Here is a 24348-nt window from a genome sequence, read left to right on the forward strand (position 1 = left end):
ATTACAAGATAATTTTTAACAAATCATAATACTCTTTAGTAATATGTAAACCATTATGTCCTGCATCTGTAATAGGATGCAGCATGATGTTTTTGGGGTTTAAAATCTTTAGTTTTTTGGTATTTGTTTCTGGTTGTATTAAAAAGTCTCGCGTACCATAACAAATATGTATTGGGCATTTTACCTGCTTTACAAATTGGTAGGTTGGTATATGGTATCTAATTAAAAACTTTGGTATTGGTGGCGCAATTTCATCTGCTATCAAGGTTTTCCAAGAGTAATAAGGCGCATTTAAAATTAGCATTTTTGGGTTGTTATTAGAGGCTACATAACTTGCAATTCCTGTTCCTAGAGAGAAACCTAAAACAATAATATTGTCTTCTTGATATCTAGTTTTAGTATAATCATATACTTTTTGGGCATCTTGAAATATTTCTTCGCTGTTAGAATAAGCTCCATCACTTTTACCATAGTTTCTATAATCTACAAAAAGCACATCATAGTTGTTTTCTAAAAATAAAGGAGCGCGTTTTCCCCAATCATGAATGGCTCCAGCATTACCATGAAAATATAAAATAACTCCTTTAGAGGCTTCTGCTTTAAAAAGTACAGCGTTTAAAAAAACATCTTTTTCTACTTCAATATTTAGTTCTTCAAAAGGGTTTGTAAACTCAAAAACGTAGTCTTTGTCTAAATGTTTTGGATTAAAAAAGAAGCGTTCTTGCTTAAAGTATAAAAAGACTAAAGAGAATAGGTACAATAAAATAAGAGCTATTGTAATTTTCTTTAATCGTCTAACTATTTTCTTAAAATTAATTTTCAACAGATTTCCTTTTTTTTAATTCGTATAAAAATACACTAAAAATGATAATATATTCTAAAGCAATAATATATAGATTTTCAGACTTGTCTGCTTTCCCTATTTGTATATATGCTAAATAACTAAGTATAATAGCAAAGCTCCATACTAACGGAAATTTATAATTGGTAAAAACCGATAAAGTTAACAATGTAGATACATACCAAGGATGTATGGTCGTACTCATAAATAGGTAAAAAGCAAATGCAAAAAGCATGCTTTGTATTAGTTGTGGTGTACTGCTGTTCTTTTTAAACAAAGCCATATATAAAACAAAAAGAAAAACTATAACAGGAAGTATTTTACCAATAATAGCAATTTCATTATATCCAGTAATCCAGTAGCCAATTTCTCTAGCGATGTAGTAAATACTTGCGTTAAACTCAAAATTCTGAAACCATAAAGCTACTGTTTGTGCATAATTATTTACAAAAGCAGAAGAGTAAAAAGGAAGAAATAAAAGGAGTGTAACCAAGCCTATTATTGTATAAAACGAAAGGAGTTTTGTTATTCCTGTAAAAACAGAAGTACGTTTGGTATCTAGATTGGTCTTTAACGTTTCCTTACTAGAGACAGATTGTGTTGTAGCACTTTCCATGCTGTTTTCTTTTCTAAACCATTTAAAAAACAAAGGTAAAAACAGCAAAGGAATTAATTTTACCGAAACGGAAGCCGCAAAAACAACAGCTGCTTGTTTCCATTTACCAATATGTAATAAGTATAAACTCCACACCAAAAAGAAAATCATAACACCTTCAAAGTGAAGGTTTCCTGTAAGTTCTATAATAATAAATGGGTTTAAAATATACCAAAATATGTTGTGGGCAGGAAGTTTTAATTTTTCTAAAAGTTTTTTTCCAAAGTGTAGCGTTCCAAAATCTGCTGCAATAATTATTAGTCTTAAAATAATGGCAGATCCTACAATGCTTTTTCCTGCAAAAATTCCTGCAAGGATAAAGCAGAGTTGATTTATAGGAGGATAGTTAGTAAAATGGCTAGCGTTTAAAGCTCCCATTCCTTTGTATAATGCTTCGGCTTGTGCAACTGGTAATTGCTGATTGGTTAAAAAAGATTCTGGTGTATATACATACGGATTAAAACCTTCTAAAATCATACGACCATCCCAAATAAAACGATAAAAATCTTGTGATAAATTAGGTATAGCAAGAATAAAAACGGCTCGAAATAAAAAGGCTATGTACGTTAAAAACTTAAGATTACTTTTGTTAAACTGTATCAATTTATAAAATAGAACAAACAATGCAATATACAGTGTTATTAGCTTTATATAATCTGTTCTTACCAAATTATAGGCAAAAGAAAAATAAAATAACAGGCAGGCTAATACCAATAAAACAGAAGGTTTTTTAAGTTTTAAAAAGAAGGTATTGTAAAGCATAGGCCAAATATAAATATTATTTGTTTGTTGATTTTGTATGTACTGTTAATAGAATGTTTTAAAAGTAAATTGTAACCTTATTACATATTCTCATAACTAAGTGTCTTTTTTAACATTTACCTTACTTTTTAAGGCGTTTTTATGTTCTATAAAACAAATAATCTTTGTTATTTTTGAGTATTGAAAAACAACTATTCTTATGAAAAATATACTATATGTTTCCTTGCTTTTATTTTGTCTTACATCTTGTAAACAAACCAATAAAACAGAAGTAGAGACAATTACTACAACACAAGATTTAAGTACTGAAGTGCCAATTACAGAAGTAGCTAGTTTTAAAGGCCAGCAAGTAACAGGAGTTTCGGTTTCTAATACAGGTCGTGTATTTGTAAATTTTCCAAGATGGCGAGATGGTGTTGCTCATTCGGTAGTTGAAATTACAGCAGATAAACAACAAAAAAGTTACCCAAATGCAAGATGGAACTCCTGGAAAATAGGAGATCCTGTAGTAGAAGATAAGTTTGTTGGTGTGCAGTCTGTAGTTGCTTTTGAAGATGCTTTATATGTTTTAGATACAAGAAGCCAATTGTTTCAAGATGTACTAGATGCTCCTCGTGTTTTTGTTTTTAACTTAACGACTAACACGTTAAGTAAAACGTTTATACTTAGCAAAAACAGTTACCATCCAGATTCTTATATTAATGATCTTCGTGTAGATAAAAAGAAGAATAAAATCTATTTTACAGATTCTGGTCATGCAGGATTGGTAGTGTTAGATATGCATTCTGGTATTTCAAAAAGAGTATTAAATGACCATGTTTCTACTAGCGCAGAAATGACGCATTTAACGTTTGGTGATAAAAAATGGGAAAGAGCCATTAACTCTGATGGTATTGCTTTAGATACAAAAAACAACATGCTTTATTATCATGCTTTAACAGGATATAGTCTGTTTGCTATACCAACTAGTGCTTTTGATGAAGACGATGAAAATAAAATACAAGATCAAGTACGTTTTATTGCTAAAACAGCTGCTCCTGACGGAATGATTTTAGACGCAAATGGTAACTTATATTATGCAGATTTAGAGCATAACAAAATACAATACAGAAAACCAGATGGAAGTATACATACACTTGTAGAAGGCGAAAAAATTAAATGGGCAGATACGTTTAGTATTTATAATAAGCACTTGTATTTTACAAATTCTAGAATCAATGAAATTAATGGTGATATTTCTAATATGGTCTTTACTTTAAATAAAGTAGCCTTGCCTGTTCAATAAATAATAAACTGTGGTTTAACTTAGGGTTAACTAAGGTTGTGGTTGTTTTCCTTTAATTTTGTAGAAAAGCAAAACACCATCTAATTATTATGAAAAGCGCTATAACAATCCTTTCTTTTATTCTCTTTTTAATCTTTTCTTGTAAACCAGAAAAAAGTAATATAGTTACTTTAAATACAACAAGTAAAGCAAAAGTTGTAAATACTGCAGCAAATAAGGGAGTTACTAGTAGTGCAGTTACTAATGAAGCATTTAATGCCTATTGGTATTCAGGAAAAGCAGAACTTAGTAGTTATGTACTTAAACAGGCTAGGTATAATGAAATTAGAACAGGAGAAGTAGTATTGATTTTTGTTACGGAGCCTTTTTCTTTAAGCAAACAAGTAAAATTAGATCATGCAGAGCAAGCAGGAGCAGACAAGGTAACAGTGATGAAATTAAACCAAATTAGAAAGTTTAATACTGGTATTTATGACTATTCTATTGTTACTTCTACTTTTACTCCTATTGATTTTACAAACCATCCGTTAACCCTTAAAGCAACAACAAGTATACAAGAGTGGTGCGGACATACCTTTACCCAATTAAATTTGGATGATAATCAATATCATTTTAAGCTGTTTTCATACTTTGAAGCTGATGGAGATGAGGAACGAAAATTAAATGCTGCCTTACTAGAAGAAGATTTAATGACACGTATTCGTATACATTCTGGACAACTGCCTATTGGTGAGTTGCAATTGATTCCTTCTACCATATATAGTCGATTTAACTATAAAAAAATGCAAGCGCATACAGCAGAAATTAGTAAAACCGAAACTGAAACTGCTTTTGCTTATACCATTAACTATTTAGATATAGATAGAACTTTAAGCATTGAAGTGGAAAAAGAATTTCCTTATAAAATTTTAGAATGGACCGAAGATTCTGGTGATGGTTTTATCACTACAGCTACATTAAAGTCTAGTTTGAATGAACCTTATTGGAATCAAAAAAGTGTTGCCGACGAAGCTAAAAGAGAAGCACTACAATTAATTAAATAACACACACACACACACACACACACTTTTTTTTAGAAATTACCATTGGGTAAGCCTGTGTTAGCGATTGATGCGGCATCCTTTTTTGCCATTAAAAGCAAAAAAGATATAGCGGAAAGCGCGACTTTTTATGTTCCTGCAAGGCAATGCGCTAAACTTGTTTTGTGCTTTGCCTTGTAGCTAAACGTAAAAAGAAACACCCAAAAAAAATTAGGCCTTAGAGGTTAAAGATTTAAAAAATACAAACCCAAAACCTACAAAAAGCATAAGGTGAAAAGGGAATAAACCAAAGTCGCCTCCTTGATCTCCAACTACAAAAGCACTATACATACCAAATGCAAAATAGAGCATAAGTAAGCCTTCAATAATGACGTTTGCAGAAACGTTTTTCTTTAAGTATTTATTGCCTTTCCAGCTATCTGTAAGATTATTGATATTAAATTTTGGTGTACGTACAAAATCACTTCGTTTACCAAAATGTCCTTCTAAAACAGCAATAGAGTTGTGTAGTGAAAAGCCCATTGCAATAGAGAAAAAGGTAAAGAAAAGTGCAATGTATTGTATAAAGTTTTTAACTGTACTACCATAGGTGTTTTTATACATATACCAATAGCACACAAAGAAAATAAGGGTACTTATTACAAAAAAGCTCATTACATAAAAGTAAGGTTTTAAGTGTGCATACTCGTTTTTAATATATAGCATTGGTATGCTTAAAATAGCTACAATAAGTACGTTTAAAAACATGGTAGAGTTTAGTAAATGTAACAGGCCATGCATTTTTGTTTTAGCAGAAATGTTGTTGCTTTTAAGTACTTTAAAGAGCATTTTTCTAAAGTTTTCTGCGCCACCTTTGTTCCATCTAAACTGCTGTGAGCGTGCTGCACTAATTACTACTGGTAATTCGGCAGGAGTTTCTACGTTTTCTAGATACTTAAATTTCCAGTTTTTTAACTGTGCTCTGTAGCTTAAATCTAGGTCTTCGGTTAGTGTGTCTCCTTCCCAGTTTCCTGCATCAAGAATACATTCTTTACGCCAAACACCTGCTGTACCATTAAAATTAATAAAATGTCCTTTACTGTTTCTACCAACTTGCTCTAAGGTAAAATGTGCATCTAAAGCAAAAGCTTGAATTTTTGTTAAGGTAGAATAGTTTCTGTTAATATGTGCCCAACGTGTTTGTACTACACCAACTTGTGCATCTTTAAAATGCGGAATGGTTTGTAATAACCAATTTTTATTAGGAAGAAAGTCGGCATCAAAAATAGCTATGAATTCTCCTTTGGCAATTTTTAATCCTTCTTTTAGTGCACCTGCTTTAAAACCTTGTCTGTTGGTTCTGCAAATGTGCTTAATGTCTAAACCTTGTGCTTTTAGTTTTTCTATTTGCAAGGCTGTGCTTGCTACAGTCTCATCTGTAGAATCATCTAAAACCTGAATTTCTAATTTGTCTTTTGGGTATTCTATTTCGGCAATATTATCTAACAAACGCTCCATAACATACAACTCATTATATACAGGAAGTTGTATGGTTACATATGGTATTTCTGCGGTGTTTTTTAGATTGAATTTTGGCGAATGGTCTTCCTTTTTCTGTGCAGAAATATAATTAAATAGTAGGTTTAGTTGTGCTAATGCATAAAAGAAAATTAGCAATAACGAAATAGTATAAATGGTGATGATGATTGTTTCTAAAATCATTTTTTAAAGCTGTATTTAAAGATCCAACCTAATATTTTAATTCCTGCAAAAACACTTCCTTTTACGGTTCCTGAAACTTTAGAAACGCCAATTCTGTTTCTATAATTTACAGGGATTTCAAGATAAGATAATTTTTGCTTCAGTACTTTTAATTGCATTTCTACGGTCCAACCATAAGTTTTATCTTCCATGTTTAAGGCTAAAAGCTTTTTGTATTTAATGGCACGAAATGGACCAAGATCTGTAAACCTTGCTCCAAAAAAGAGTTTCATTAAAAATGTGGCTAGCCAATTACCAAAAATTTGTTGCGGAGTCATAGCACCTAATTCGCGTAACTCTTTAACTCTAGACCCAACAACAAAATCAATATTGTTTTGTATAATTGGAGCTACTAATTTTGTTAATTCTTCTGGGTAATCACTATAATCACCATCTAGAAATACAATAATGTCTGGTTTGGTTTCTTGCTGTGCAATGTAATGCATTCCTTTTAAACAAGCATAACCATATCCTTTTTGATTTTCTGTTAAAACGGTTGCACCTGCATTTTTAGCATTTTTTTCTGTGGCATCTGTAGAGTTATTGCTTACTACAATAATTTCAGAAACCGTTTCCGGAATGTCATGAACTACTTTTGCTATAGAGTCTGCTTCGTTATAAGCAGGAATAATAACTTTTATTATTGGCATTAATTTTTTCTTAGGAATTGCAAAAGTACAATAGAAATGCACATAATTTGTTATAAACAGTATGGTTTCTTTTCCACGTGTTTAGCTTTGGTAATTTGTAAAACTTTTGCTGCTATTATAAATTGTTGTTTTGTTGCACTAAGATGCGCTTGTTTGTAACTATTTTTTATTTACATAATCCATTAAGTCTACATCGTTTCCTAATAATATTTCTGTAGGATTAATACGTCCTTTCATAGTGTCGTTTTCTAATTTTAAAACACCTCTTGGGCACACTGCAGAACAAATACCACAACCAACACAACTAGAACGTACAATGTTTTCTCCTTTTTGTGCATAGGCTCTAACGTCTATTCCCATTTCGCAACTGTTTGAGCAGTTACCACAAGAAATACATTGTCCTCCATTGGTTGTAATTCTAAATTTAGAAAACAAACGTTGTTGAAATCCTAAAATAGCAGCCATCGGGCAACCAAATCTACACCAAGATCTGTTTCCTAAAATGGGGTAAAAACCGGTACCAATTACTCCAGAAAAAATAGAACCTATATAAATACCATAAATAGATCGAAGCGTTCCTGCTTTTATAAAAAACACATGTTCTGTGGTTCCTGAAAAGTGAAGTATTAGTAATAAGATAATAGTAGCAAAAAAGCCAATAGCTCCATATTTTACGTCTTTACCAAATTCTTTGCCTTTAAAGTATAAAACAGCAGTAAATAGTAGGGTTAAAAAACCAATGACTAAAGAGATAAATACACCTCTTGTTAACCAAAAATCATTACTGTCATACCCTAAATAGGTGTAAATCATTGCAGTTGTCATTACTACAGAAAATACTAAAACGGTATGAATTAACCAACGTTCTATTTTCCATGCAGACATTTTTTTAGAGGATAATTGTCTAAATGAGTCTCCTGCAGTTTCGGCCAATCCACCACAACCACAAACCCAAGAACAGTACCAGCGTTTTCCGTATTTGTAGGTTAAAATTGGCGAAATAACAAAGATGGAAATAATACCAAAAAGTATTAATGCCAAACCAATATTTCCGTTTGATAAAAAGCCATTAACAGACCATTCATCAAAAATATAATAGTTAAGTGGCCACATCGATTTTAAGTCGTAGTATGGCAAATCGTTATTCATAACATACATAAACTCAGGAATCAAAAAGGCAAAACCTAATTGAAAGAACATTACAGAAACCGTACGTACTTGTTGGTATCTATTGTGTCTGTATTTAAGTATAAATTTGTATCCAAAAGCTAAAATAGCAACCGTATATAAGGTACCATAAACAAACCACTGGCTTGCAGGTCTACCAGAAAGTAATTTGCTTAACGGATCAAACAAAGCAATTAGTCCTGTGTTTTCTGCACCATCTGTACCTAAGCCTAAATATTTAGGAAAAAAGTATAATACAATATAAAATGTGGTAAGTATAACACCAACAATCCATCCCCAAACACCTCGAGACGAAATAGATTTAAACCAAACACCATCGTTTTTTATGCCTTCTAATTTATGAAGGTAAGCACCTCTAGCATATACAATTATACCTAAAGAAATGCAGCCTAAAGCAAGGGTTAAAAACAACCCTTTGTTAGGGAAATTGGTGTTAAAAAGAGCTAATGCAAGAATAAAAAGACCTATTACTCCTATGGCTAATGCTATTTTTTGTTTGTTAGAAATATCTAAAGCATCAGGTTTAGCCAACGACATGCTGTGATTTAATTTATTACTCATAATTAGGCAGTTTGAAATTGGTTGTTAAAAGCAGTTTGAATTGCTGTTTCATAATGTTTAAATAATTCAGGGTCAAAATTAGCTTCTGCTAAGTGGTTTATTACATAAGCTACATCGCGTTTTTGTGTTAACCAAGTATCAAACGTTTCATGACGCATTCGTATGCCAAAAGTATTTATTCCTAAAAACAGGTTGGTGTCTTTATGGTAGGCTACAGTAATACATTTGGTGTCGTCTTCATGTTTCCAATGAAAATGTTTTTCGTATTCTGGTTTTCCTCTGCTTCCAAAAACCCAACCATAGGTTTGGTATTCTATATCTAAAAATTTGGCTGAATTAAACCAATGTCCTGGTTTGTATGCTGTTTTGTTGCCACAAATAGTTTGTGCAAGTGTTTCTCCCATCATGCGTCCTGTGTACCAAACCGCTTCAATAGGTCTTCTGTTGCCAATGGCTTGGTGTTGTTCTGCGCAATCACCAATAGCATACACGTCTGGTATGTTTGTTTCTAAAAAACGGTTTACCAAAACGCCTCTTCCTGTTTCAATGTTAGAGTCTTTTAAAAAGTCTATGTTTGGGGAAACTCCAGCAGTTAATCCTACAACGTTACAAGCAATTTCTTCGCCTGTTTCTTCGATAATAACAGATTTTACTTTGCCATTTTCATCGGAAACAATTTCTTTTAAATTGGTATTTAAACGTAAATCTATATGATGGTTTTTAATATGTCTGTTAATCATTTGGCTTTCACCTTCAGGTAAAACACCATTCCAAAAACTAGTTTCTCTAACTAAAAAGGTAACCGGAATGTTACGTGAGTTAAGCATTTCGGCAAGTTCAATACCTATTAAACCACCACCAACAATTACAGCTCTTTTACACACTTTATTGTTTGGTGCATACACTTCTAAATTGTCTACATCTTGTTTGCTGTATAAACCTTGTGCACCTTTTAAGTCTTGTCCTGGCCAACCAAATTTATTAGGCTTGCTTCCTGTAGCAATAATAAGTTTGCTGTATTGTAGGGTTTCTCCGTTTGCAAAATGAAGTGTTTTAGAAAGGGTATCTACATTTTTTACAAAACCTTGTTTTAGTTCTATTCTGTTTTTCTCCCAAAACCAATCTTCATAGGGTTTGGTATGTTCATATTTCATGTGTCCCATGTATATATACATAAGCGCTGTTCTAGAAAAGAAATGTTCGGTTTCTGCAGAGATAATAGTAATTTTTTTATCTGAGTTTTTTCTAATATGCCTTGCAGCTGTTACTCCAGAAATTCCGTTTCCAATAATGACAATATGTTCCATAAATTTGGTTTAGTTATCCGTTTTGTCGAAAGTTAAGTTAAAACCTTAACACAGTAATTTCAATTTGATTAATTTTAGACATAAATTAACACGTATGCGTTTTATATTAAAGATTGTTTTTTTCTTATTTATCTGTTCTTGCTCTATGTCTCCATTAGAAAATGAGAAGATTAATGGAGTGAGTTTTGTTGCCTCTAGAGAGTTTGTTAAAGATGCGCATATTGCTCCAATAGTTAATATTCATGCCAATTATGCTGCGGTAATGCCTTTTGGTTTTGTGCAAGAGTTGCAAGATCCAAAAGTGGTTTACAATAAAAACAGACAGTGGTTTGGAGAAACTAGAGTAGGAGCAAAGCAATATATAGAGGCTTTGCAAAAGAAAAACATTAAAATCATGATGAAACCTCAAATCTGGGTTAGAAAAGGGGAATTCACAGGATATATTAAAATGAAAAACGAAGCAGATTGGAAACTTTTAGAAGAATCTTACGCTACGTTTATTTTAGATTATGCCGCTTTAGCGGAAGAAACAAAGGCCGAAATTTTATGTATTGGTACAGAATTGGAACAATTTGTTGTGAACAGACCCGATTTTTGGAAGCAATTAATTGTGGAAATAAGAAAGGTATATAAAGGGAAACTAACCTATGCAGCCAATTGGGATGAATTTAAAAGAACCCCTTTTTGGAGCGATTTAGATTTTATTGGTATGGATGCTTATTTTCCTATAAGCGAAGAAAAAACACCAACTATTGAAGCGTGTATAGAAGGATGGAAACCTCACGTAGCAACGATTAAGTCTTTTTCTGAAACCTATAAAAAACCTATTTTGTTTACCGAATTTGGGTATAGAAGTGTGGACTATTCGGGAAAAGAACCTTGGCGAAGTGATAGAAGTATGACTAGTGTAAACCTAGAAGCACAAACCAATACTACCAAAGCTTTGCTGCAAACTTTTTGGAAAGAAGATTGGTTTGCTGGTGGTTTTATTTGGAAATGGTTTCATAACCACCAAGAAGTAGGAGGAGAAACAAATAACCGATTTACACCACAAAATAAACCAGTAGAAAAAGTGATTAAAGAGGTGTATAAGGCATTTTAGTTACAGATCGATTTTATGCCTTTTTAAATTAATAATTTAGTAATGCAGAAAATGTTTTTTTAATTGCTAATAGTATGTTATTTACTAAGGGCTAAACACCTAAATAAAACAGATGAAACAAAGTAGAACACTTGCAATAGGAGATATTCACGGAGGATTAAAAGCTTTAAAACAATTGCTTCAACGTATTGAAGTAACAGAAAAGGATTGCTTTATTTTTCTTGGTGATTATGTAGATGGTTGGAGTGATTCTGCACAAGTAATTTCGTTTTTAATAGATTTTTCTAAACAATATAATTGTACGTTTATAAGAGGAAACCATGATGTTTGGTGTATGCAATGGCTAGAAACAGGAAACATAAATGATTCTTGGTATTTGCATGGAGGAAAAGAAACTATAGCAAGTTATAAAACCATTACAAATGCTGAAAAAAAAGAGCACCTTGCGTTTTTTAAAACGACCAAACTTTATTTGCTAGACTCTAAAAACAGATTGTTTTTACATGCAGGGTTTACTTCTATGCATGGTGTAACAAGAGAAGTGAACCCAGAAAGTTTTTATTATGATAGAACCCTTTGGGAAATGGCTTTAACTATGGATAAAAGTATTCCTGAAGATGCTATCATTTATCCTAAAAGATTAAAGCATTATCACGAAATTTATATTGGTCATACACCAACCACAAATTTTAATAAACACACACCTACAAATGCTGTAAATATTTGGAATGTAGATACAGGAGCTGCATTTAAAGGAAAACTTTCTGCCATAGATGTTGATACCAAGGAAATCTATCAAAGTGAGCCTGTTTATAGTTTTTACCCAAACGAACTAGGTAGAAATAAATAGCCTTATTTAAAAGTTTGAAGTTCTTATAGGCTAACAAATATGTTTTTTATAATAAGCAAACAAGCTATCTGGTGATGCGCCAAGCCACTTTTTTATATAGATGGTCCAGAAATGGTACTGTAGTTTCCAAACTCCATGCTTTTCATACAATCTAGCAGAGGTTTCAATTTTTTTATTGATAACTACAAATTGCTTTCGGTTATAAAGTTCTTGAATTAAAATATTGTCTTCATAAATGGTATAGTTTTCATTAAAACCTCCAATTTCATGAAATAATTTTTTGGTAATAAATTGACTTTGGTCACCTCCTCTACAAATACTCCAATTAAATTTAGTAAACCAACTTGCTAAGCGTAACCACCAATGTGTACTTTTAAATTGTAGTCTAAAACAACCAGCCAAATTATCTTTTTTAACTTCGTTAATAATTAATTGATCAAAGTTTTTTGGCGGAAAGGAATCAGCATGTAAAAAATATAAAATATTGCCAGAAGCAGCTTTTGTTCCAACATTCATTTGTTTGGCTCGACCACGTTTTGAGGTGAAAAGGAACACTTTTGGTCTAGCCATGTTTAAAGCTTTTTCAGAATTCTCTTTTTCGTTATAAGTAGCAGTATTAAAACTACTAACTATTTCTGGTGAGTTATCTATGCTTCCGCCATCCACCACAATAATTTCAGCAATATTTTTAGCCTTACTATTTTCAATGATATGTTCTAGCAGATTTTTAATATGATCTGCTTCGTTTAACATAGGGATGATGATAGAAATTTTATTCATGAGCTAGCATTTCTTCAAAAGCAAGAACTTACCTTGTTTCTGTTGGGAGCAGTATTCTTGCTTTTGTAAGTAGGACAAAATTAGTCATTCAAATTCCAATTGTATGTTTTGTAGCTTTTTTTTGCGTTGGAAGAAATTTGTACTTCGGAATAGGTGTTTAAAAAATCAATAAGACTTCCGTTTTGTTTGAAATCTTTAGAGAACCATTGAAAGATTTTTGAAATTTTAATGCTATCGGAAGCTATTTCGTTTCTATTGCTATCTGCTAAAAATGCCTTGGTAGCACTGTTTAACTGTTCTTCTAGATTAGAAGCTGTAAAGGCTTGGTTTTGTAATTTAGGACAAGAAAAAGAGGCGCAAACAATAGCAAAATGAATTCTTGGCTCGTTCATTTTACGTAAAATTTCATGCTCAATTTCATTTAGGTTATACCATTTTTCGCCTAGTTTCCATAGTTTTTGGTCCCAAGGATTTTTAATGTCTTTAATGCTTTTTACAGGATAATTTTTAATAATTAAATCTATGGTTAGTGCGTTGTACGCGTTAATCCAATAGGCAAGTTTATCTTTTTTAGTCCAAGTATCTGTTGGCATATTATTGCCTAAAGCGGTAATATAATCTTGTAGTTCTGTTGGGTTATTTTTAAAAGCGATGTAGTTTACATTACCATTTTCAGAAACATTTTTTTGCAATAGTGTATTCCAAGCATCGTGATTAAATGCTTCAGGAGTTTGGTTTTTAGTAGCTGCTTCTTGAGGTTTTGCTAAAGTGTTTTCTGTTTTTTTAATTTCATTACTTAGCGCTATTTGTTTAGCAAAAGCAAAAGTAGAAAAGAGAATAGCAAAAAGAATACAAGTAAAATGTTTCATGTTGTTTGTTTTTCTTTTCGTCAATTCAGGAGGCTGTACCTTACAAAGAAGAGGTTTTATTTTTTGGTGTTTTTATGTAAAGGGTATAATTCTTGGCCAATAAAATCTTTAGGAAAATTTTCATCTCCTTCAAAGCCTAATTCTATATCTCTACCATCGTAAGGTACGTGGTCTGTTTTAAAAATATAATCCCAAAGGCTTAGTGTAATTCCGTAATTAATTCCGTCAGCTTTATCTTTTGGAAGCTCTTTAACATGATGCCAAATATGCATTTTAGGATTGTTAAAAACGTACTTTAAAAAACCATAATCCCAACCTAAATTAGCATGGTTTAAATGGCCAACGGTTATTGCAAAAAAGTGTACAATTGCTACGTCTTGCGCATCAAAACCACCAATTATAGCAATAGGAATATATAATAAAGATTTATAAATAACAGGCTCCATCCAGTGGTAACGTAAATGTGCAGCAAAGCCCATTTCTTTTACAGAATGGTGTACTTTATGAAAGTTCCAAAATAGAGGAACTTTGTGTAGTAAACGATGCGTATTCCATTGTACAAAATCACTAATAATAAAGAAAATAAATAAACCAACTGCTTTTGGTAAATCATCTACATCAAACAATTGAAAACTTGAAATAGATACACCTACAATACTTAATATATCATTAAAAAATGCGGCAGCTGTATTAGATAATGCAATTAACACGATGAGGTTTAACAAAAAGAAATTGAAAAACATATAAAAGGTGTCTAACCAAAAATCTTTTCTGAAAATAGACTGATTTTTACGCCAAGGAAAAGCAATTTCTAATCCCCAAACTACTAGAGAAATAACAATTAATCCGTAGAAATAATTGTCCCAATGGTTGATAGTGATTAATTCGTTTTTAAGGTAGTTAAAATAACCAGTATACGAATTTTTAATGATGTCTATATATTTTTCCATAGGAGTAAAAGTAAAACAATTGGATTTTTAGCTGTGTAACTTTAGGTACTTAGCAACAACCTCCACCATCATAATGAAAAGTAGATTCTGAAATATAAATATCGTCTCTTTTTAAATTAGCTAATGCATTTGCCGTTTTATCGCAAATTGCCAATGGTTGATTTTTTAATAAAACGTGACCTTCTTTATCATCAAAATAATCTTGATCTCCATAATAAATGGCAGCTTTACCAGTAAAAATACAAGGTCCGTCTTTTGGCATTGGATCTTTAATTGCAGCAACCTCAATAGATTCTATGTAGATTAATTCTTCTGTTGGGTAATTTTTAGGATTTAGAATTCTATATGGTTTTCTTGCTCTAATTTCAATAGTTCCAAAGCCAGCGTCTGTAAGTGCTTTTACGTATTCGGCAATTGGTAAGCTTCCGCTTAGGCATAAAGCTCTTAATCTTTCGTCGTTACGCAATGTGTCGTTCATGGGTTGCTCACAAGTAGGATCGCTCATCACTAGTTTTCCGTGTGGTTTTAAAACACGATACATTTCGGCTATTGCTTTCTTTAAATCTTCTGCTTTAAAAATATTAAACAAACAGTTTTGCGCAGCAACATCTATAGAGTTATCAGGTACATTAAGGTTTAACGCATCTCCTTTTACAAGGTCTACAAATTCCGATTTAAACCAAGGGTTTTGTGCTTCGGCTTCGATAAAGTTTTTACGAGAAGCTTCTAACATTTCGTCTACCACATCAATACCAACCACACCACCTTTTTGGCGATTAAAATATGCGAATTGTAGTAACTCCATGCCGCCACCAACACCAACATAAAGCATTTTAGGATTGTTGGTTAAATCACGAGCATGCACCGTAGAACCACAACCATAATTCATTTCTTGCATGATTTTCGGAATTTTTAATCCTGGTAATTCCCAAATCGGATTCGTAGTACAGCAAAGTCCAACATCTGGAGTTAGTGCTGCTTCTTTGTAAACGTCGTGCGTGGTTTCTAGGTAACTCATTTTTTATGCCTGCAAAGGCAGGTATCTTTTTATTTATTATTTTACTTTTCTTAAGGGATTGAAAATCCTTGTTTTATTGCTGTTTTTTTTCGCGTTAAGGATTGCAACGGCATCCTTTTTTGAGGTACGAGAAAAAGATATAGTGAATAGCCTGACTCTACGTAGCTTTTCGCGAAGTAGAGTAACGCCCAAAGCTTACTATAAACTCTTAATCAATTCTTTAAATAAAGTAATCATATCTGGTTCTGCTTTTTCAGCCATAGCTATAATTTCATTAATATTTACAGGTTTTAGATTATTTGGATCACATTCATCGGTTAAAACAGATACTGCTGCTACTTTTAATTTTAAATGGTTGGCAACAATAATTTCTGGAACGGTACTCATACCAACAGCATCTGCACCAATAATTTTAAGCATTCTGTATTCTGCTCTTGTTTCTAATTGTGGTCCAACGACACTTGCATAAACACCTTCGTGAAGTTTTATGTTATTTGCTTTGGCGATACTTTTAAAAGTGTTGTTAATTTCTGTATCATAAGGAGCACTCATATCTACAAAACGTTCTCCTAATTCGGAAACTCCTTTAAATGCTAACGGAGAGCTTCCTTGTAGATTTAAATGGTCATCAATTAACATCAATTCGCCTTTTTTAAAGTTGGTGTTTATAGCACCAGAAGCATTAGAAACTAAAAGGGTTTTAATTCCTAGTTTTTCCATAATACGAACAGGATAAGTTACGTCTTGTAAGGTATAGCCTTCATACACATGAAAACGTCCTTGCATGACGATTACTTTTTTATCAGCTAATTCGCCATATATAAGTTTTCCTTTGTGAAATTCTACGGTTGCCGTAGGAAAGTTTGGTATGTGGTTGTAACTTACCTCTTTTATAACGGTTATTTCTTCTAAAAGTTTTCCTAGTCCTGTACCTAGAATGATTCCTATTTCCGGTTTGTCAAAACCTTTTTCTTGTAGGTATTCTACGGTTTCGTTTATATATTTAATCATTTTGAATTATAAGTTTTTTTAATTCGGAATTATGCTCCATATCTTCAAAAGTATCAATATCATTTAACTTTTCTAGGTGATGTATCTTAAATTTCTGTAAATCTTTCATAGTATCTTTAAAAACAGAAGAAGTTCCCCAGGCTTTGTTTTTAAAAACATTAGTGTGCAAAGTTTTCATTCCTAATAAATAATAACCACCATCTTTGGCAGGACCAATAACTACATCGTGATTTTCTAGTTCTTTAAATGCTTCTTGAATATGATTTTCTTTTAAATCGAATAAATCACTACCAACAATTACTACCTTTTGGTACTTTTTTTGAAAAGCATCTTGAAAAGCGTGAAGCATTCTATAGCCTAAATCATCACCTTCTTGTAAGTGTTTTTGGTAGATAGTATTATCCCAAATATCATGATCACGCACTTTTACGGAGTAGTACACCGCTTTGTCACTCGCTATGTTTTTTATTGTTTTTTCGGTGTGTTCTAATAAAAAAGTATAGATTTTTAAAGCAGAAGCGTTACCAATTGTTTTTGCTAAACGTGTTTTTACCTTACCAAGTTCTGGATTGCGAGTAAATACAATAATGAGGTTTTGGTTTTTCACGTTTGTTTATTGTTGTTAATCATTAAAAATTTTGTTTCCTTTTAAAAGCCATTTGCTCCATGCTTTAGAAAAGGTATGTACGTATTCGGTTTCCTTTTTTTCTAGATTATAAAGCGGAAAGTTGTTGTTTTTCCATTCAAAAATCCCACCATATAAATTAAAAATATTGGTATATCCAGCGTCTTTTAGTTGTTGGGCAATTTTTTCGGATCTAATTCCTAAAGAACAATACACCACAATTTGTAGCTGTTTGTCTTTTAGTAGCTTTGTAGTTTCTTCTAAATTAAAGTGTGTATAACCAACATGTAAGGCGTTTTTTATGTGGCTTACTTGGTATTCTTGCCATTCACGAGTATCTAAAATAAGAGCTTCGGTTTTTGGCATTGCTAATTCTTGAACCGAAATATAAGGTACGCTTTTAGTGTTGTGTTTGTTTAATAATTGCGAAAGACTTTCTTGTGCAGTACTTGGTAATGCTGCCACAAAAAAAAGGAGTATGCTTGTTAATTTATAATTCATACTAAGCTACTGTTCCTTGGCAACTACTTCCTGCTCCAGCAGTGCAACCATAACAATGTTGTGATATTACAATGTTACGACCTTCTAGTAGTTCTTCGTTAAAATCTGAAATATGTTTAGATGTACTGTTTACAGGCAATTCTAACATTTGGTTAAAATCACAATCGTATAAATAACCATCCCAACTTACCGAAATAGTATTGGTACACATCACGTTTGCAACAGCTGAAGGGTTATATGCTTCTACTAAAGAATACATATACTCTTCATAGTTTTCTGAAGCGATAAGGTAATCTAGAAATCTGCTAATTGGTAAATTAGTAATAGCAAATAAGTGGTGAAATTGTATATTAAAATCTTGCGCTAGAGCTTTTTTAAAATCACGTTCTAAAGCAGCTTGGTCTCCTGGTAAAAATGCTCCGGAAGGGTTGTATACCAAATCTAATTTTAAATTGCTATTTGGCATACCATAACCAACAGCGTTTAATTCTTGTAGCGCTTGAATAGATTGATTAAAAACACCATCACCACGTTGTTTGTCTGTTTTTCCTTTGGTCCAGTGTGGCATAGAGGAAACGACATGAACATTATATTTTTTAAAAAACTCTGGCAGATCATGGTATTTTTTGTTGGCACGAATAATAGTAAGATTAGAACGTACAATAAAATCTTTAATTCCTGCTTTAGAAGCTTCTTCAACAAACCATTTAAAATTAGGGTTCATTTCTGGAGCTCCTCCTGTTAAGTCTAAGGTATGTGCTCCAGTATTTTTTATAACCGCTAAACATTGCTGCATGGTTTCTACAGTCATAATTTCTTTTCGGTCTGGACCAGCATCTACATGGCAATGCGTGCATACTTGATTGCACATATAGCCAACGTTAATTTGAAGTATTTCTAGTTTTCTAGCACGTAAAGGAGCAGGATTGGTTTCTTTTATTTTTTTTGCAAAAGTTGGTAACTCACCACTTTTAAATATTCCGTTAGAAAGTATTTCTAGTTGTTTGTTAGCTTGTGCTAAGTCGCTTTCTTTTTTATGAAGAGATTGTGTTTTTAATTTGGTCATATACGTACTATTAACCGTCTAATTTATTCACTTTATTCATCATTTGCACACCATGCACTAAGGTAGCTCCGCTTTTAATAGCAGCACCAACATGAATGGCTTCCATCATTTCTTCTTTAGTAATACCACGTTGTAAGCCGTCTTTAGTATATGCGTCAATGCAATAAGGACATTGTTCTGTATGAGCAACAGCTAATGCTATAAGCGATTTTTCACGTGCAGTTAAGGCGCCTTCTTCAAAAACTTTAGCGTAATATTCAAAGAATTTATTTCCTAGTTCTTCACTCCATTCTGTGATTTTACCAAATTTTTTTAGGTCAGCAGGATCGTAATATGTTTTTTGCATCTTGTAGTTTTAAAATGTATACTAAAAAATGAATATACTGTTTATGTCGTGAAGATAAACAGAACTTAACAAAAAAATAAGTTTATTTAAAGTTGGTTTTTAAAAAGGTTTCTGCATTTAAATAGAGCACACGATCAATTATTTCTTGTGCTGAAATTTTATTTATAGCTATTAAGTTTTGGTGGTTGTTTTTTAGGTATTCTTCTGCTTTTTCTACTAAATAAGGTTCTATGTCTTTTATGTTTTCACTAGTCCATAGTCCTTTTATTGGGTTTACAATACCATCAAAATCAGATCCTATCGCTACTGTTTCCCAGCAAAACATATGGTTTTTGTTTAGTATTTCGGCACAGTGTTGTATTTGGTTCCAGATGAGTTCAGATTTGTTTCTTAATCGGCTTTTTTTGTTGGGTATATAAATTCTAGAGCTTCTTATTGCTTTTCTGCTAGCAATTCTCCTTTCGTCTAATTGTAAGCCAAAAATTCCTTTAGATTTAGCAATACGAAGTATCTCTGCATCATAAAAATTAATATCTACATCACTAAATTGATCGCTTAAAGCCGAATCTTTTTGGTTCCATTCTTCAATAGAACGTTTTCCGTTTACAGCACCATGACTTACAATTATAGGAATGTTTTGGTCTGCATAAGTAGTTTCTAGTAGCTTGTAGTATGTTTTTCTGGCAGGTGTACTCATGTGTTTTACATCTATGAGTATGCGTTTGTTATCTGTATTGTCTAAAAGTCTGTCTATTACTTTTAAGCCCAACGCTGTAATATCTGTGTTTAGTCCTCTGTTTTGGTTGTCTTTTATAGCGCCAATATTTATACTTCTTGCATGTCCGCAAATTTCATTATAAAAGTGATGCGCTAAGGTTATAAAAAGAGGTTTGTGAGTCCAGTTTTTTACTTTATCAATATTATTTAAAACGGTTTGCTCATTTGCGGTGTTTTTATCTATTAATAATCCGGTTTCAAAAGCATGAGCACCTTCTATGGTTGGTACAAGGCTTATTATTTTTTTAGTATCTGTAGATTTTGCAATGTTTTCTTCAACTTCTGTAAAACTATTAGTTAGTCTATAGGTGTAGGTTATATTGTCAATTTTTTGAGCAAAGTTGTTTAATTGTAGGTAGTAATTATAGATATCTAAAAGGTCTTGAAAATAACTATTATGGCTTCTAATGTTATCAATTCTAGAGTGGCTAACTCCAGCAGCAAGATTTACTAAAATATCAGAAATAAACTTAAAGCCTAACATTCTTTTTTTTAAAAAGTGTTTTTCAAAAGGATAAAATGAAACCACCACAACTTGGCAATTTGCTTTTGCTAAAGCCGTTAAGTCTGTTTGTGTAAATTTTGTTAAGGTTAGTATTTTATTGATTTGGCGCTCTAAAAAGTTTGGCGGACTATAATGCCAAATAGAGTTTTTTCTACCAGCATTTAAGTGGTTTTGTTTTGTTGGTTGGTATTTAAAACTCTTACCATAAGGTTTTAGTGCTGGATGACAATGTAAATCGATGTATGCCCTTTTCATAAAAGTCATTTAATGATAGTTAAAAGATATAAATTTTTAATTTAGCAGTAAAAATATTTTTTTATGGATTATTTTGTAATCGCTTCTATTTTAGTGCTTATATCTGCAATTTTTGGTTATATCAATGTGCGGTTTTTAAAAATGCCAAATACTATCGGCTTAATGTTAATAACCATTGTGTTTACACTTGCCGTTTTTGCATTGAGTTATTTTGATGATACCTTGCTAAATGCAGAACGGTTTATCATTACACAAATAGATTTTAAAGCAGTATTGCTAGATGTTATGCTTAGTTTCTTGCTTTTTGCAGGAGCATTGCATACCAATTTTGAGCAACTTAAAGTACAGCGTTGGCCAGTTCTAGCTTTTGCTACCTTTGGTGTGGTAATTTCTACTTTTTTGGTTGGTTTAATAATGTTTTATGCATTGCCAATTGTTGGCTTGCATATTGATTTTATATACTGCCTGTTATTTGGTTCCTTAATTTCTCCAACAGATCCTATTGCTGTTTTAGGAATTCTAAAAAAAGCTGGTGCTCCAAAAAACTTAGAAACCAAGATAGTAGGCGAGTCTCTTTTTAATGATGGAGTAGGTGTGGTTGTGTTTTTAACCATATTTAAAATTGCCGACTTAGGAATTGAAAATGTAACGGTTTTAGAGGTTGTTGAATTATTTGGAGTAGAAGTTATTGGAGGAATTGTTTTAGGATTAATTTTAGGTTGGATTACCTATCGATTAATGAGGTCTATAGATGATTATGATATTGAAGTAATTATAACTCTTGCTGCAGTTATGGCAGGAACGGTTTTAGCGCAAAAACTGCATATTTCTGCGCCATTAGCAATGGTTACAGCTGGTTTGGTGGTTGGTAATGATACAGTTAGAGATAGTGCAATGTCTGAAACTACAGAAACCTATGTAGACAAGTTTTGGGAATTAATAGACATACTTTTAAACACGGTTTTATTTGTTTTAATTGGTATGGAAATGCTGGTTTTAACTTTTGAATTTGAATATTTATTAGCTGGTTTCATTGCAATTCCTTTGGTGTTATTGTGTAGATATATCTCGTTATTGGTTCCTATAAAATTCTTTGAAAAGAAGTTAGACTTCGTACCAAAAACCAATTTAATTATGACTTGGGGAGGATTGCGTGGAGGAATTTCAATAGCATTAGCTTTGGGATTAACACAAGTAATGGAGCGTGATTTATTTTTAGTAATTACCTATGTGGTTGTTGTGTTTTCTATACTAGTACAAGGAATGACTGTTGGTAAATTAGTGAAAAAAGTAGAAGTAAAATAAGTTTATGCAAAACTGGATTTCTCTTTTAGCAGCATTTAAACAAAAGCAAATACCTGTTGCTTTTATTACAGTTACAAAATGTTTAGGTTCAACGCCATGTGTGGTTGGCTCAAGAATGTTGGTGACTAAAAATAAGCAAATACATGGTACTATAGGAGGAGGAAAGCTTGAATACAAAGCCATAGAGGAAGCCATAGTGGCTTTAAATGAGAATAGAATTATAGAATCTAGTTATACTTTAGGACCAGAATTTGAACAATGCTGTGGCGGAAAAGTTGAATTTATAATAGAACCCATGAACCAATCCCCAGAATTATTTTTATTTGGAGCAGGACATATTGGTCTTGAAATCTGTAAGCTTTTAGTAGATACGCCCTTTAAAGTGAACTTGATTGATTCTCGTGATGATTGGTTTGAAAATCTAACGTTAGATGCAAGTATTACTACGCACCAAACAAGTGAAACCGATTTTAAAACCTTTAAAGATGCTGTAAAATGGGGAAGTAACTGTTATGTTTTGGTGTTAACCCATAATCATGCTATTGACTTTGATATTATTGCAATGGCATTACAACACGAAACCAAATTTTTAGGCTTAATTGGTAGTAAAACCAAGAAAGTACGCTTTAATAATATGCTTATTAAAGATATGCATATTCCTGAAGGAATGACTAATGTGGTTTGTCCGATTGGTTTAGATATAGGAGGTGATACACCAAAAGAAATAGCTATTAGTGTTGTTGCGCAATTATTACAAATACATTACAAAAATGAGTAATGGCATTCAGAGCGACGCGAAGAATCTTTTAAAACAAAACAATAAATCCATCATAGATAAGCTTACTGCACTTTGGGCTTTAAACGAATCTGGTTTAGGAGGTTTTTTGCATGTGTTTAACTCGCCATTTACAGGATTAATTGTTGGTGGAATTGCAATTTTAATTATTAGTTTAATTGCTTTTTATGCCGAAAACAAATGGCAATCTATTTTAAAAGCATTAGTAATTGTTTTGATTATAAAAATGGCAGTAAGCCCTTATTCGCCATTTACAGCGTATATTTCGGTAAGCTTTCAAGCTGTTTTTGGTGCCTTTTTATTTTCTAATTTTTCATGGAAAGGAATCACGTTAATTGTTTTAGGAATGGTTACATTCTTGCAATCTGCATTGCAAAAATTATTGAAACTAACCATTATCTACGGAACAGATTTTTGGCATGCTATTAATATTTATGGTACTTGGATTCAAGAAAAAATAAACTTTATTACTGAAACATCTACCACTTCTGTTTTAATAAGTTTGTATCTTTTTATTTATGGGTTTAGCGGACTTTTAGCTGGATTATTTATTAAAAGTATGATTGGGTTAATTGCTACTAAAGAAGAAAAACCTTTTTATTTAAAAGCACCTGTAACTACCTCAAAAACTACAAAACAGACTAAAAGAAAAAAGTTTAAAGTACTTTGGGTTTGGCTAGCTACTGTTGCTGTAATTGTTTTGGCATTCACTTATTTTGGAGGGCCTTTATTTGGTTGGCAAAAAGCAATATATATTATAGCAAGAAGTTTTTTGTTTTTAATGCTTTGGTATTTGGTTTTAGGGCCTTTTGCACTAAAATTTATTCGAAAAAATCTTGCTAAAAAAGAGTCTAAATATCAAGAAGAAATAACCAATGCCATGGATTTGTTTCCGTATTTCAGGCAAATTATTGCCTTTACCTGGAAAGAGACAAAGCACCTAAAAGGCTATACGCGATTTAAGTATTTTATAGCAAATAGCATTTCTAATTGTATTCATTTTAAAATTCGTGAAGAATGATTTACATTTTAACAGGAGAAATAAGGTCAGGAAAAACCACTGCTTTGTTAGATTGGTCTCTACAGAAAAACAATGTAGATGGATTGCTGTGTCCAGATGGCAAAGATGGAAAGCGTTATTTCTTAAAAATAAAATCTCAAAAGCAATTTAAACTTGAAACAGAACTTGACATTAAAGGTGTTATTAGCATAGGGAATTTTACGTTTTTACAATCTGCATTTAAAATAGCAAAGGATTATTTGATTTCTATAGCTTCAAACACTGAAAATCAATTTCTAATTATTGATGAAATAGGAAAGCTAGAGTTGAAGAATGAAGGTTTACATCATGCAGCTAAAAAAATAATTCCAAAATATGAATTCCATAAAAGCGAACATTTAATTTTGGTAGTTCGTGATTATTTATTGGAAGACGTTTTGATAAAATACGGGATCTCTCAATATATGACTTTGAAAAAGGAAGGTTTAGGATTATTAAAATGATTTGTTTTTCCGCATCACAATGTCACATTTTTAATTTTGTTTTGTACTTAATAAAGTATA

24 protein-coding genes are annotated in these 24348 nt (G+C 32.1%); 8 read left to right on the top strand and 16 right to left on the bottom strand.

The features are described 5' to 3' along the window. Position 1 precedes the first annotated feature (1 nt). Complete coding sequence (locus tag ACFSSB_RS13570) at positions 2-823, bottom strand: alpha/beta hydrolase (protein WP_379905161.1); 822 nt, start codon at positions 821-823, stop codon at positions 2-4. Next, entirely contained in the window at positions 813-2258 is a 1446-nt protein-coding gene (locus ACFSSB_RS13575; protein WP_379905163.1) for a mannosyltransferase, read from the bottom strand. Before ACFSSB_RS13575 ends, ACFSSB_RS13570 begins: the two co-directional genes overlap by 11 nt. Before the next feature lie 199 nt (positions 2259-2457). Between ACFSSB_RS13575 and ACFSSB_RS13580 the strand changes: the two genes are divergently transcribed. Both ACFSSB_RS13580 and ACFSSB_RS13585 read left to right on the top strand, forming a co-directional pair. After that, complete coding sequence (locus ACFSSB_RS13580) at positions 2458-3543, top strand: L-dopachrome tautomerase-related protein (RefSeq protein ID WP_379905165.1); 1086 nt, start codon at positions 2458-2460, stop codon at positions 3541-3543. Between the two features lie 89 nt (positions 3544-3632). Then, complete coding sequence (locus tag ACFSSB_RS13585) at positions 3633-4586, top strand: septum formation inhibitor Maf (protein ID WP_379905167.1); 954 nt, start codon at positions 3633-3635, stop codon at positions 4584-4586. 207 nt (positions 4587-4793) lie between these two features. Here ACFSSB_RS13585 and ACFSSB_RS13590 read toward each other — a convergent pair whose 3' ends face one another. The 4 genes from ACFSSB_RS13590 to ACFSSB_RS13605 form a co-directional block, all read right to left on the bottom strand. Beyond that, the gene (locus ACFSSB_RS13590; RefSeq protein WP_379905169.1) at positions 4794-6284 is read right to left on the bottom strand and encodes a cellulose synthase family protein; all 1491 of its coding nucleotides are present in this window, start codon (positions 6282-6284) and stop codon (positions 4794-4796) included. Beyond that, complete coding sequence (locus tag ACFSSB_RS13595) at positions 6281-6973, bottom strand: glycosyltransferase family 2 protein (RefSeq protein ID WP_379905171.1); 693 nt, start codon at positions 6971-6973, stop codon at positions 6281-6283. The genes ACFSSB_RS13590 and ACFSSB_RS13595 overlap by 4 nt, the downstream gene beginning before the upstream one ends. Before the next feature lie 159 nt (positions 6974-7132). Then, entirely contained in the window at positions 7133-8722 is a 1590-nt protein-coding gene (locus tag ACFSSB_RS13600; protein WP_379905173.1) for a 4Fe-4S binding protein, read from the bottom strand. 2 nt (positions 8723-8724) lie between these two features. Continuing rightward, positions 8725-10029, bottom strand: a complete 1305-nt coding sequence (locus tag ACFSSB_RS13605) for an NAD(P)/FAD-dependent oxidoreductase (protein ID WP_379905175.1) — start codon at positions 10027-10029, stop codon at positions 8725-8727. A 145-nt stretch (positions 10030-10174) separates the two neighbouring features. Here ACFSSB_RS13605 and ACFSSB_RS13610 point away from each other — a divergent pair, with 145 nt between their 5' ends. Both ACFSSB_RS13610 and ACFSSB_RS13615 read left to right on the top strand, forming a co-directional pair. Next, positions 10175-11131, top strand: coding sequence for a glycoside hydrolase family 113 (locus ACFSSB_RS13610; protein WP_379905177.1), 957 nt, complete (start codon positions 10175-10177; stop codon positions 11129-11131). 112 nt (positions 11132-11243) lie between these two features. Next, entirely contained in the window at positions 11244-11981 is a 738-nt protein-coding gene (locus tag ACFSSB_RS13615; RefSeq protein ID WP_379905179.1) for a metallophosphoesterase family protein, read from the top strand. Between the two features lie 30 nt (positions 11982-12011). Here ACFSSB_RS13615 and ACFSSB_RS13620 read toward each other — a convergent pair whose 3' ends face one another. The 10 genes from ACFSSB_RS13620 to ACFSSB_RS13665 all read right to left on the bottom strand — a co-directional run bounded on the left by ACFSSB_RS13620 (position 12012) and on the right by ACFSSB_RS13665 (position 20684). After that, positions 12012-12761, bottom strand: coding sequence for a TIGR04283 family arsenosugar biosynthesis glycosyltransferase (locus ACFSSB_RS13620; protein ID WP_379905181.1), 750 nt, complete (start codon positions 12759-12761; stop codon positions 12012-12014). An 80-nt stretch (positions 12762-12841) separates the two neighbouring features. Continuing rightward, entirely contained in the window at positions 12842-13630 is a 789-nt protein-coding gene (locus ACFSSB_RS13625) for a DUF547 domain-containing protein (RefSeq protein WP_379905183.1), read from the bottom strand. Between the two features lie 56 nt (positions 13631-13686). Then, a complete protein-coding gene (locus ACFSSB_RS13630) occupies positions 13687-14580 on the bottom strand; it encodes a sterol desaturase family protein (protein WP_379905185.1) in 894 nt (297 codons plus the stop codon). A 49-nt stretch (positions 14581-14629) separates the two neighbouring features. Beyond that, positions 14630-15598, bottom strand: a complete 969-nt coding sequence (gene arsM, locus ACFSSB_RS13635) for an arsenosugar biosynthesis arsenite methyltransferase ArsM (protein WP_379905187.1) — start codon at positions 15596-15598, stop codon at positions 14630-14632. Positions 15599-15796: 198 nt separating this feature from the next. Continuing rightward, positions 15797-16609: a purine-nucleoside phosphorylase gene (locus tag ACFSSB_RS13640; RefSeq protein ID WP_379905189.1), complete on the bottom strand. Its 813-nt coding sequence runs from the start codon at positions 16607-16609 to the stop codon at positions 15797-15799. After that, positions 16602-17216 carry a TIGR04282 family arsenosugar biosynthesis glycosyltransferase gene (locus ACFSSB_RS13645; RefSeq protein ID WP_379905191.1) on the bottom strand — a complete coding sequence of 205 codons (615 nt, stop codon included), beginning with the start codon at positions 17214-17216 and terminating at the stop codon, positions 16602-16604. The genes ACFSSB_RS13640 and ACFSSB_RS13645 overlap by 8 nt, the downstream gene beginning before the upstream one ends. Positions 17217-17231: 15 nt before the next feature. Further along, positions 17232-17735 (bottom strand): rhodanese-like domain-containing protein, encoded by a 504-nt coding sequence (locus ACFSSB_RS13650; RefSeq protein WP_379905193.1) that lies wholly within the window; start codon positions 17733-17735, stop codon positions 17232-17234. Between the two features lies 1 nt (position 17736). Then, positions 17737-18801 carry an arsenosugar biosynthesis radical SAM (seleno)protein ArsS gene (arsS, locus tag ACFSSB_RS13655; RefSeq protein ID WP_379905195.1) on the bottom strand — a complete coding sequence of 355 codons (1065 nt, stop codon included), beginning with the start codon at positions 18799-18801 and terminating at the stop codon, positions 17737-17739. A gap of 10 nt (positions 18802-18811) precedes the next feature. Next, a complete protein-coding gene (locus ACFSSB_RS13660; RefSeq protein WP_379905197.1) occupies positions 18812-19147 on the bottom strand; it encodes an arsenosugar biosynthesis-associated peroxidase-like protein in 336 nt (111 codons plus the stop codon). Between the two features lie 82 nt (positions 19148-19229). Further along, complete coding sequence (locus ACFSSB_RS13665) at positions 19230-20684, bottom strand: membrane dipeptidase (protein WP_379905199.1); 1455 nt, start codon at positions 20682-20684, stop codon at positions 19230-19232. A 63-nt stretch (positions 20685-20747) separates the two neighbouring features. On the opposite strand from ACFSSB_RS13665, the gene ACFSSB_RS13670 reads away from it, so the two are divergent. From ACFSSB_RS13670 to ACFSSB_RS13685, 4 genes are read left to right on the top strand one after another with little or no spacing between them, the layout of a single operon-like run. Then, complete coding sequence (locus ACFSSB_RS13670) at positions 20748-21989, top strand: cation:proton antiporter (protein WP_379905201.1); 1242 nt, start codon at positions 20748-20750, stop codon at positions 21987-21989. A 4-nt stretch (positions 21990-21993) separates the two neighbouring features. Then, complete coding sequence (xdhC, locus tag ACFSSB_RS13675; protein WP_379905203.1) at positions 21994-22767, top strand: xanthine dehydrogenase accessory protein XdhC; 774 nt, start codon at positions 21994-21996, stop codon at positions 22765-22767. Next, complete coding sequence (locus ACFSSB_RS13680; RefSeq protein ID WP_379905205.1) at positions 22760-23806, top strand: hypothetical protein; 1047 nt, start codon at positions 22760-22762, stop codon at positions 23804-23806. The genes xdhC and ACFSSB_RS13680 overlap by 8 nt, the downstream gene beginning before the upstream one ends. Beyond that, positions 23803-24288, top strand: coding sequence for a nucleoside-triphosphatase (locus tag ACFSSB_RS13685; RefSeq protein WP_379905207.1), 486 nt, complete (start codon positions 23803-23805; stop codon positions 24286-24288). Before ACFSSB_RS13680 ends, ACFSSB_RS13685 begins: the two co-directional genes overlap by 4 nt. Positions 24289-24348: the final 60 nt, after the last annotated feature.

The sequence above is a fragment of the Lacinutrix gracilariae genome (genome assembly GCF_042684485.1).
Taxonomy (GTDB): Bacteria; Bacteroidota; Bacteroidia; order Flavobacteriales; family Flavobacteriaceae; genus Oceanihabitans; species Oceanihabitans gracilariae.

What these genes read in the sequence shown, in the direction of transcription:
- ACFSSB_RS13575 (WP_379905163.1), bottom strand. Translation starts at nt 2,258, where the DNA reads ATGCTTTACAATACCTTCTTTTTAAAACTTAAAAAACCTTCTGTTTTA.
- ACFSSB_RS13580 (WP_379905165.1), top strand. Translation starts at nt 2,458, where the DNA reads ATGAAAAATATACTATATGTTTCCTTGCTTTTATTTTGTCTTACATCT.
- ACFSSB_RS13585 (WP_379905167.1), top strand. Translation starts at nt 3,633, where the DNA reads ATGAAAAGCGCTATAACAATCCTTTCTTTTATTCTCTTTTTAATCTTT.
- ACFSSB_RS13590 (WP_379905169.1), bottom strand. Translation starts at nt 6,284, where the DNA reads ATGATTTTAGAAACAATCATCATCACCATTTATACTATTTCGTTATTG.
- ACFSSB_RS13595 (WP_379905171.1), bottom strand. Translation starts at nt 6,973, where the DNA reads ATGCCAATAATAAAAGTTATTATTCCTGCTTATAACGAAGCAGACTCT.
- ACFSSB_RS13600 (WP_379905173.1), bottom strand. Translation starts at nt 8,722, where the DNA reads ATGAGTAATAAATTAAATCACAGCATGTCGTTGGCTAAACCTGATGCT.
- ACFSSB_RS13605 (WP_379905175.1), bottom strand. Translation starts at nt 10,029, where the DNA reads ATGGAACATATTGTCATTATTGGAAACGGAATTTCTGGAGTAACAGCT.
- ACFSSB_RS13610 (WP_379905177.1), top strand. Translation starts at nt 10,175, where the DNA reads ATGTCTCCATTAGAAAATGAGAAGATTAATGGAGTGAGTTTTGTTGCC.
- ACFSSB_RS13615 (WP_379905179.1), top strand. Translation starts at nt 11,244, where the DNA reads ATGAAACAAAGTAGAACACTTGCAATAGGAGATATTCACGGAGGATTA.
- ACFSSB_RS13620 (WP_379905181.1), bottom strand. Translation starts at nt 12,761, where the DNA reads ATGAATAAAATTTCTATCATCATCCCTATGTTAAACGAAGCAGATCAT.
- ACFSSB_RS13625 (WP_379905183.1), bottom strand. Translation starts at nt 13,630, where the DNA reads ATGAAACATTTTACTTGTATTCTTTTTGCTATTCTCTTTTCTACTTTT.
- ACFSSB_RS13630 (WP_379905185.1), bottom strand. Translation starts at nt 14,580, where the DNA reads ATGGAAAAATATATAGACATCATTAAAAATTCGTATACTGGTTATTTT.
- arsM (WP_379905187.1), bottom strand. Translation starts at nt 15,598, where the DNA reads ATGAGTTACCTAGAAACCACGCACGACGTTTACAAAGAAGCAGCACTA.
- ACFSSB_RS13640 (WP_379905189.1), bottom strand. Translation starts at nt 16,609, where the DNA reads ATGATTAAATATATAAACGAAACCGTAGAATACCTACAAGAAAAAGGT.
- ACFSSB_RS13650 (WP_379905193.1), bottom strand. Translation starts at nt 17,735, where the DNA reads ATGAATTATAAATTAACAAGCATACTCCTTTTTTTTGTGGCAGCATTA.
- arsS (WP_379905195.1), bottom strand. Translation starts at nt 18,801, where the DNA reads ATGACCAAATTAAAAACACAATCTCTTCATAAAAAAGAAAGCGACTTA.
- ACFSSB_RS13660 (WP_379905197.1), bottom strand. Translation starts at nt 19,147, where the DNA reads ATGCAAAAAACATATTACGATCCTGCTGACCTAAAAAAATTTGGTAAA.
- ACFSSB_RS13665 (WP_379905199.1), bottom strand. Translation starts at nt 20,684, where the DNA reads ATGAAAAGGGCATACATCGATTTACATTGTCATCCAGCACTAAAACCT.
- ACFSSB_RS13670 (WP_379905201.1), top strand. Translation starts at nt 20,748, where the DNA reads ATGGATTATTTTGTAATCGCTTCTATTTTAGTGCTTATATCTGCAATT.
- xdhC (WP_379905203.1), top strand. Translation starts at nt 21,994, where the DNA reads ATGCAAAACTGGATTTCTCTTTTAGCAGCATTTAAACAAAAGCAAATA.
- ACFSSB_RS13680 (WP_379905205.1), top strand. Translation starts at nt 22,760, where the DNA reads ATGAGTAATGGCATTCAGAGCGACGCGAAGAATCTTTTAAAACAAAAC.
- ACFSSB_RS13685 (WP_379905207.1), top strand. Translation starts at nt 23,803, where the DNA reads ATGATTTACATTTTAACAGGAGAAATAAGGTCAGGAAAAACCACTGCT.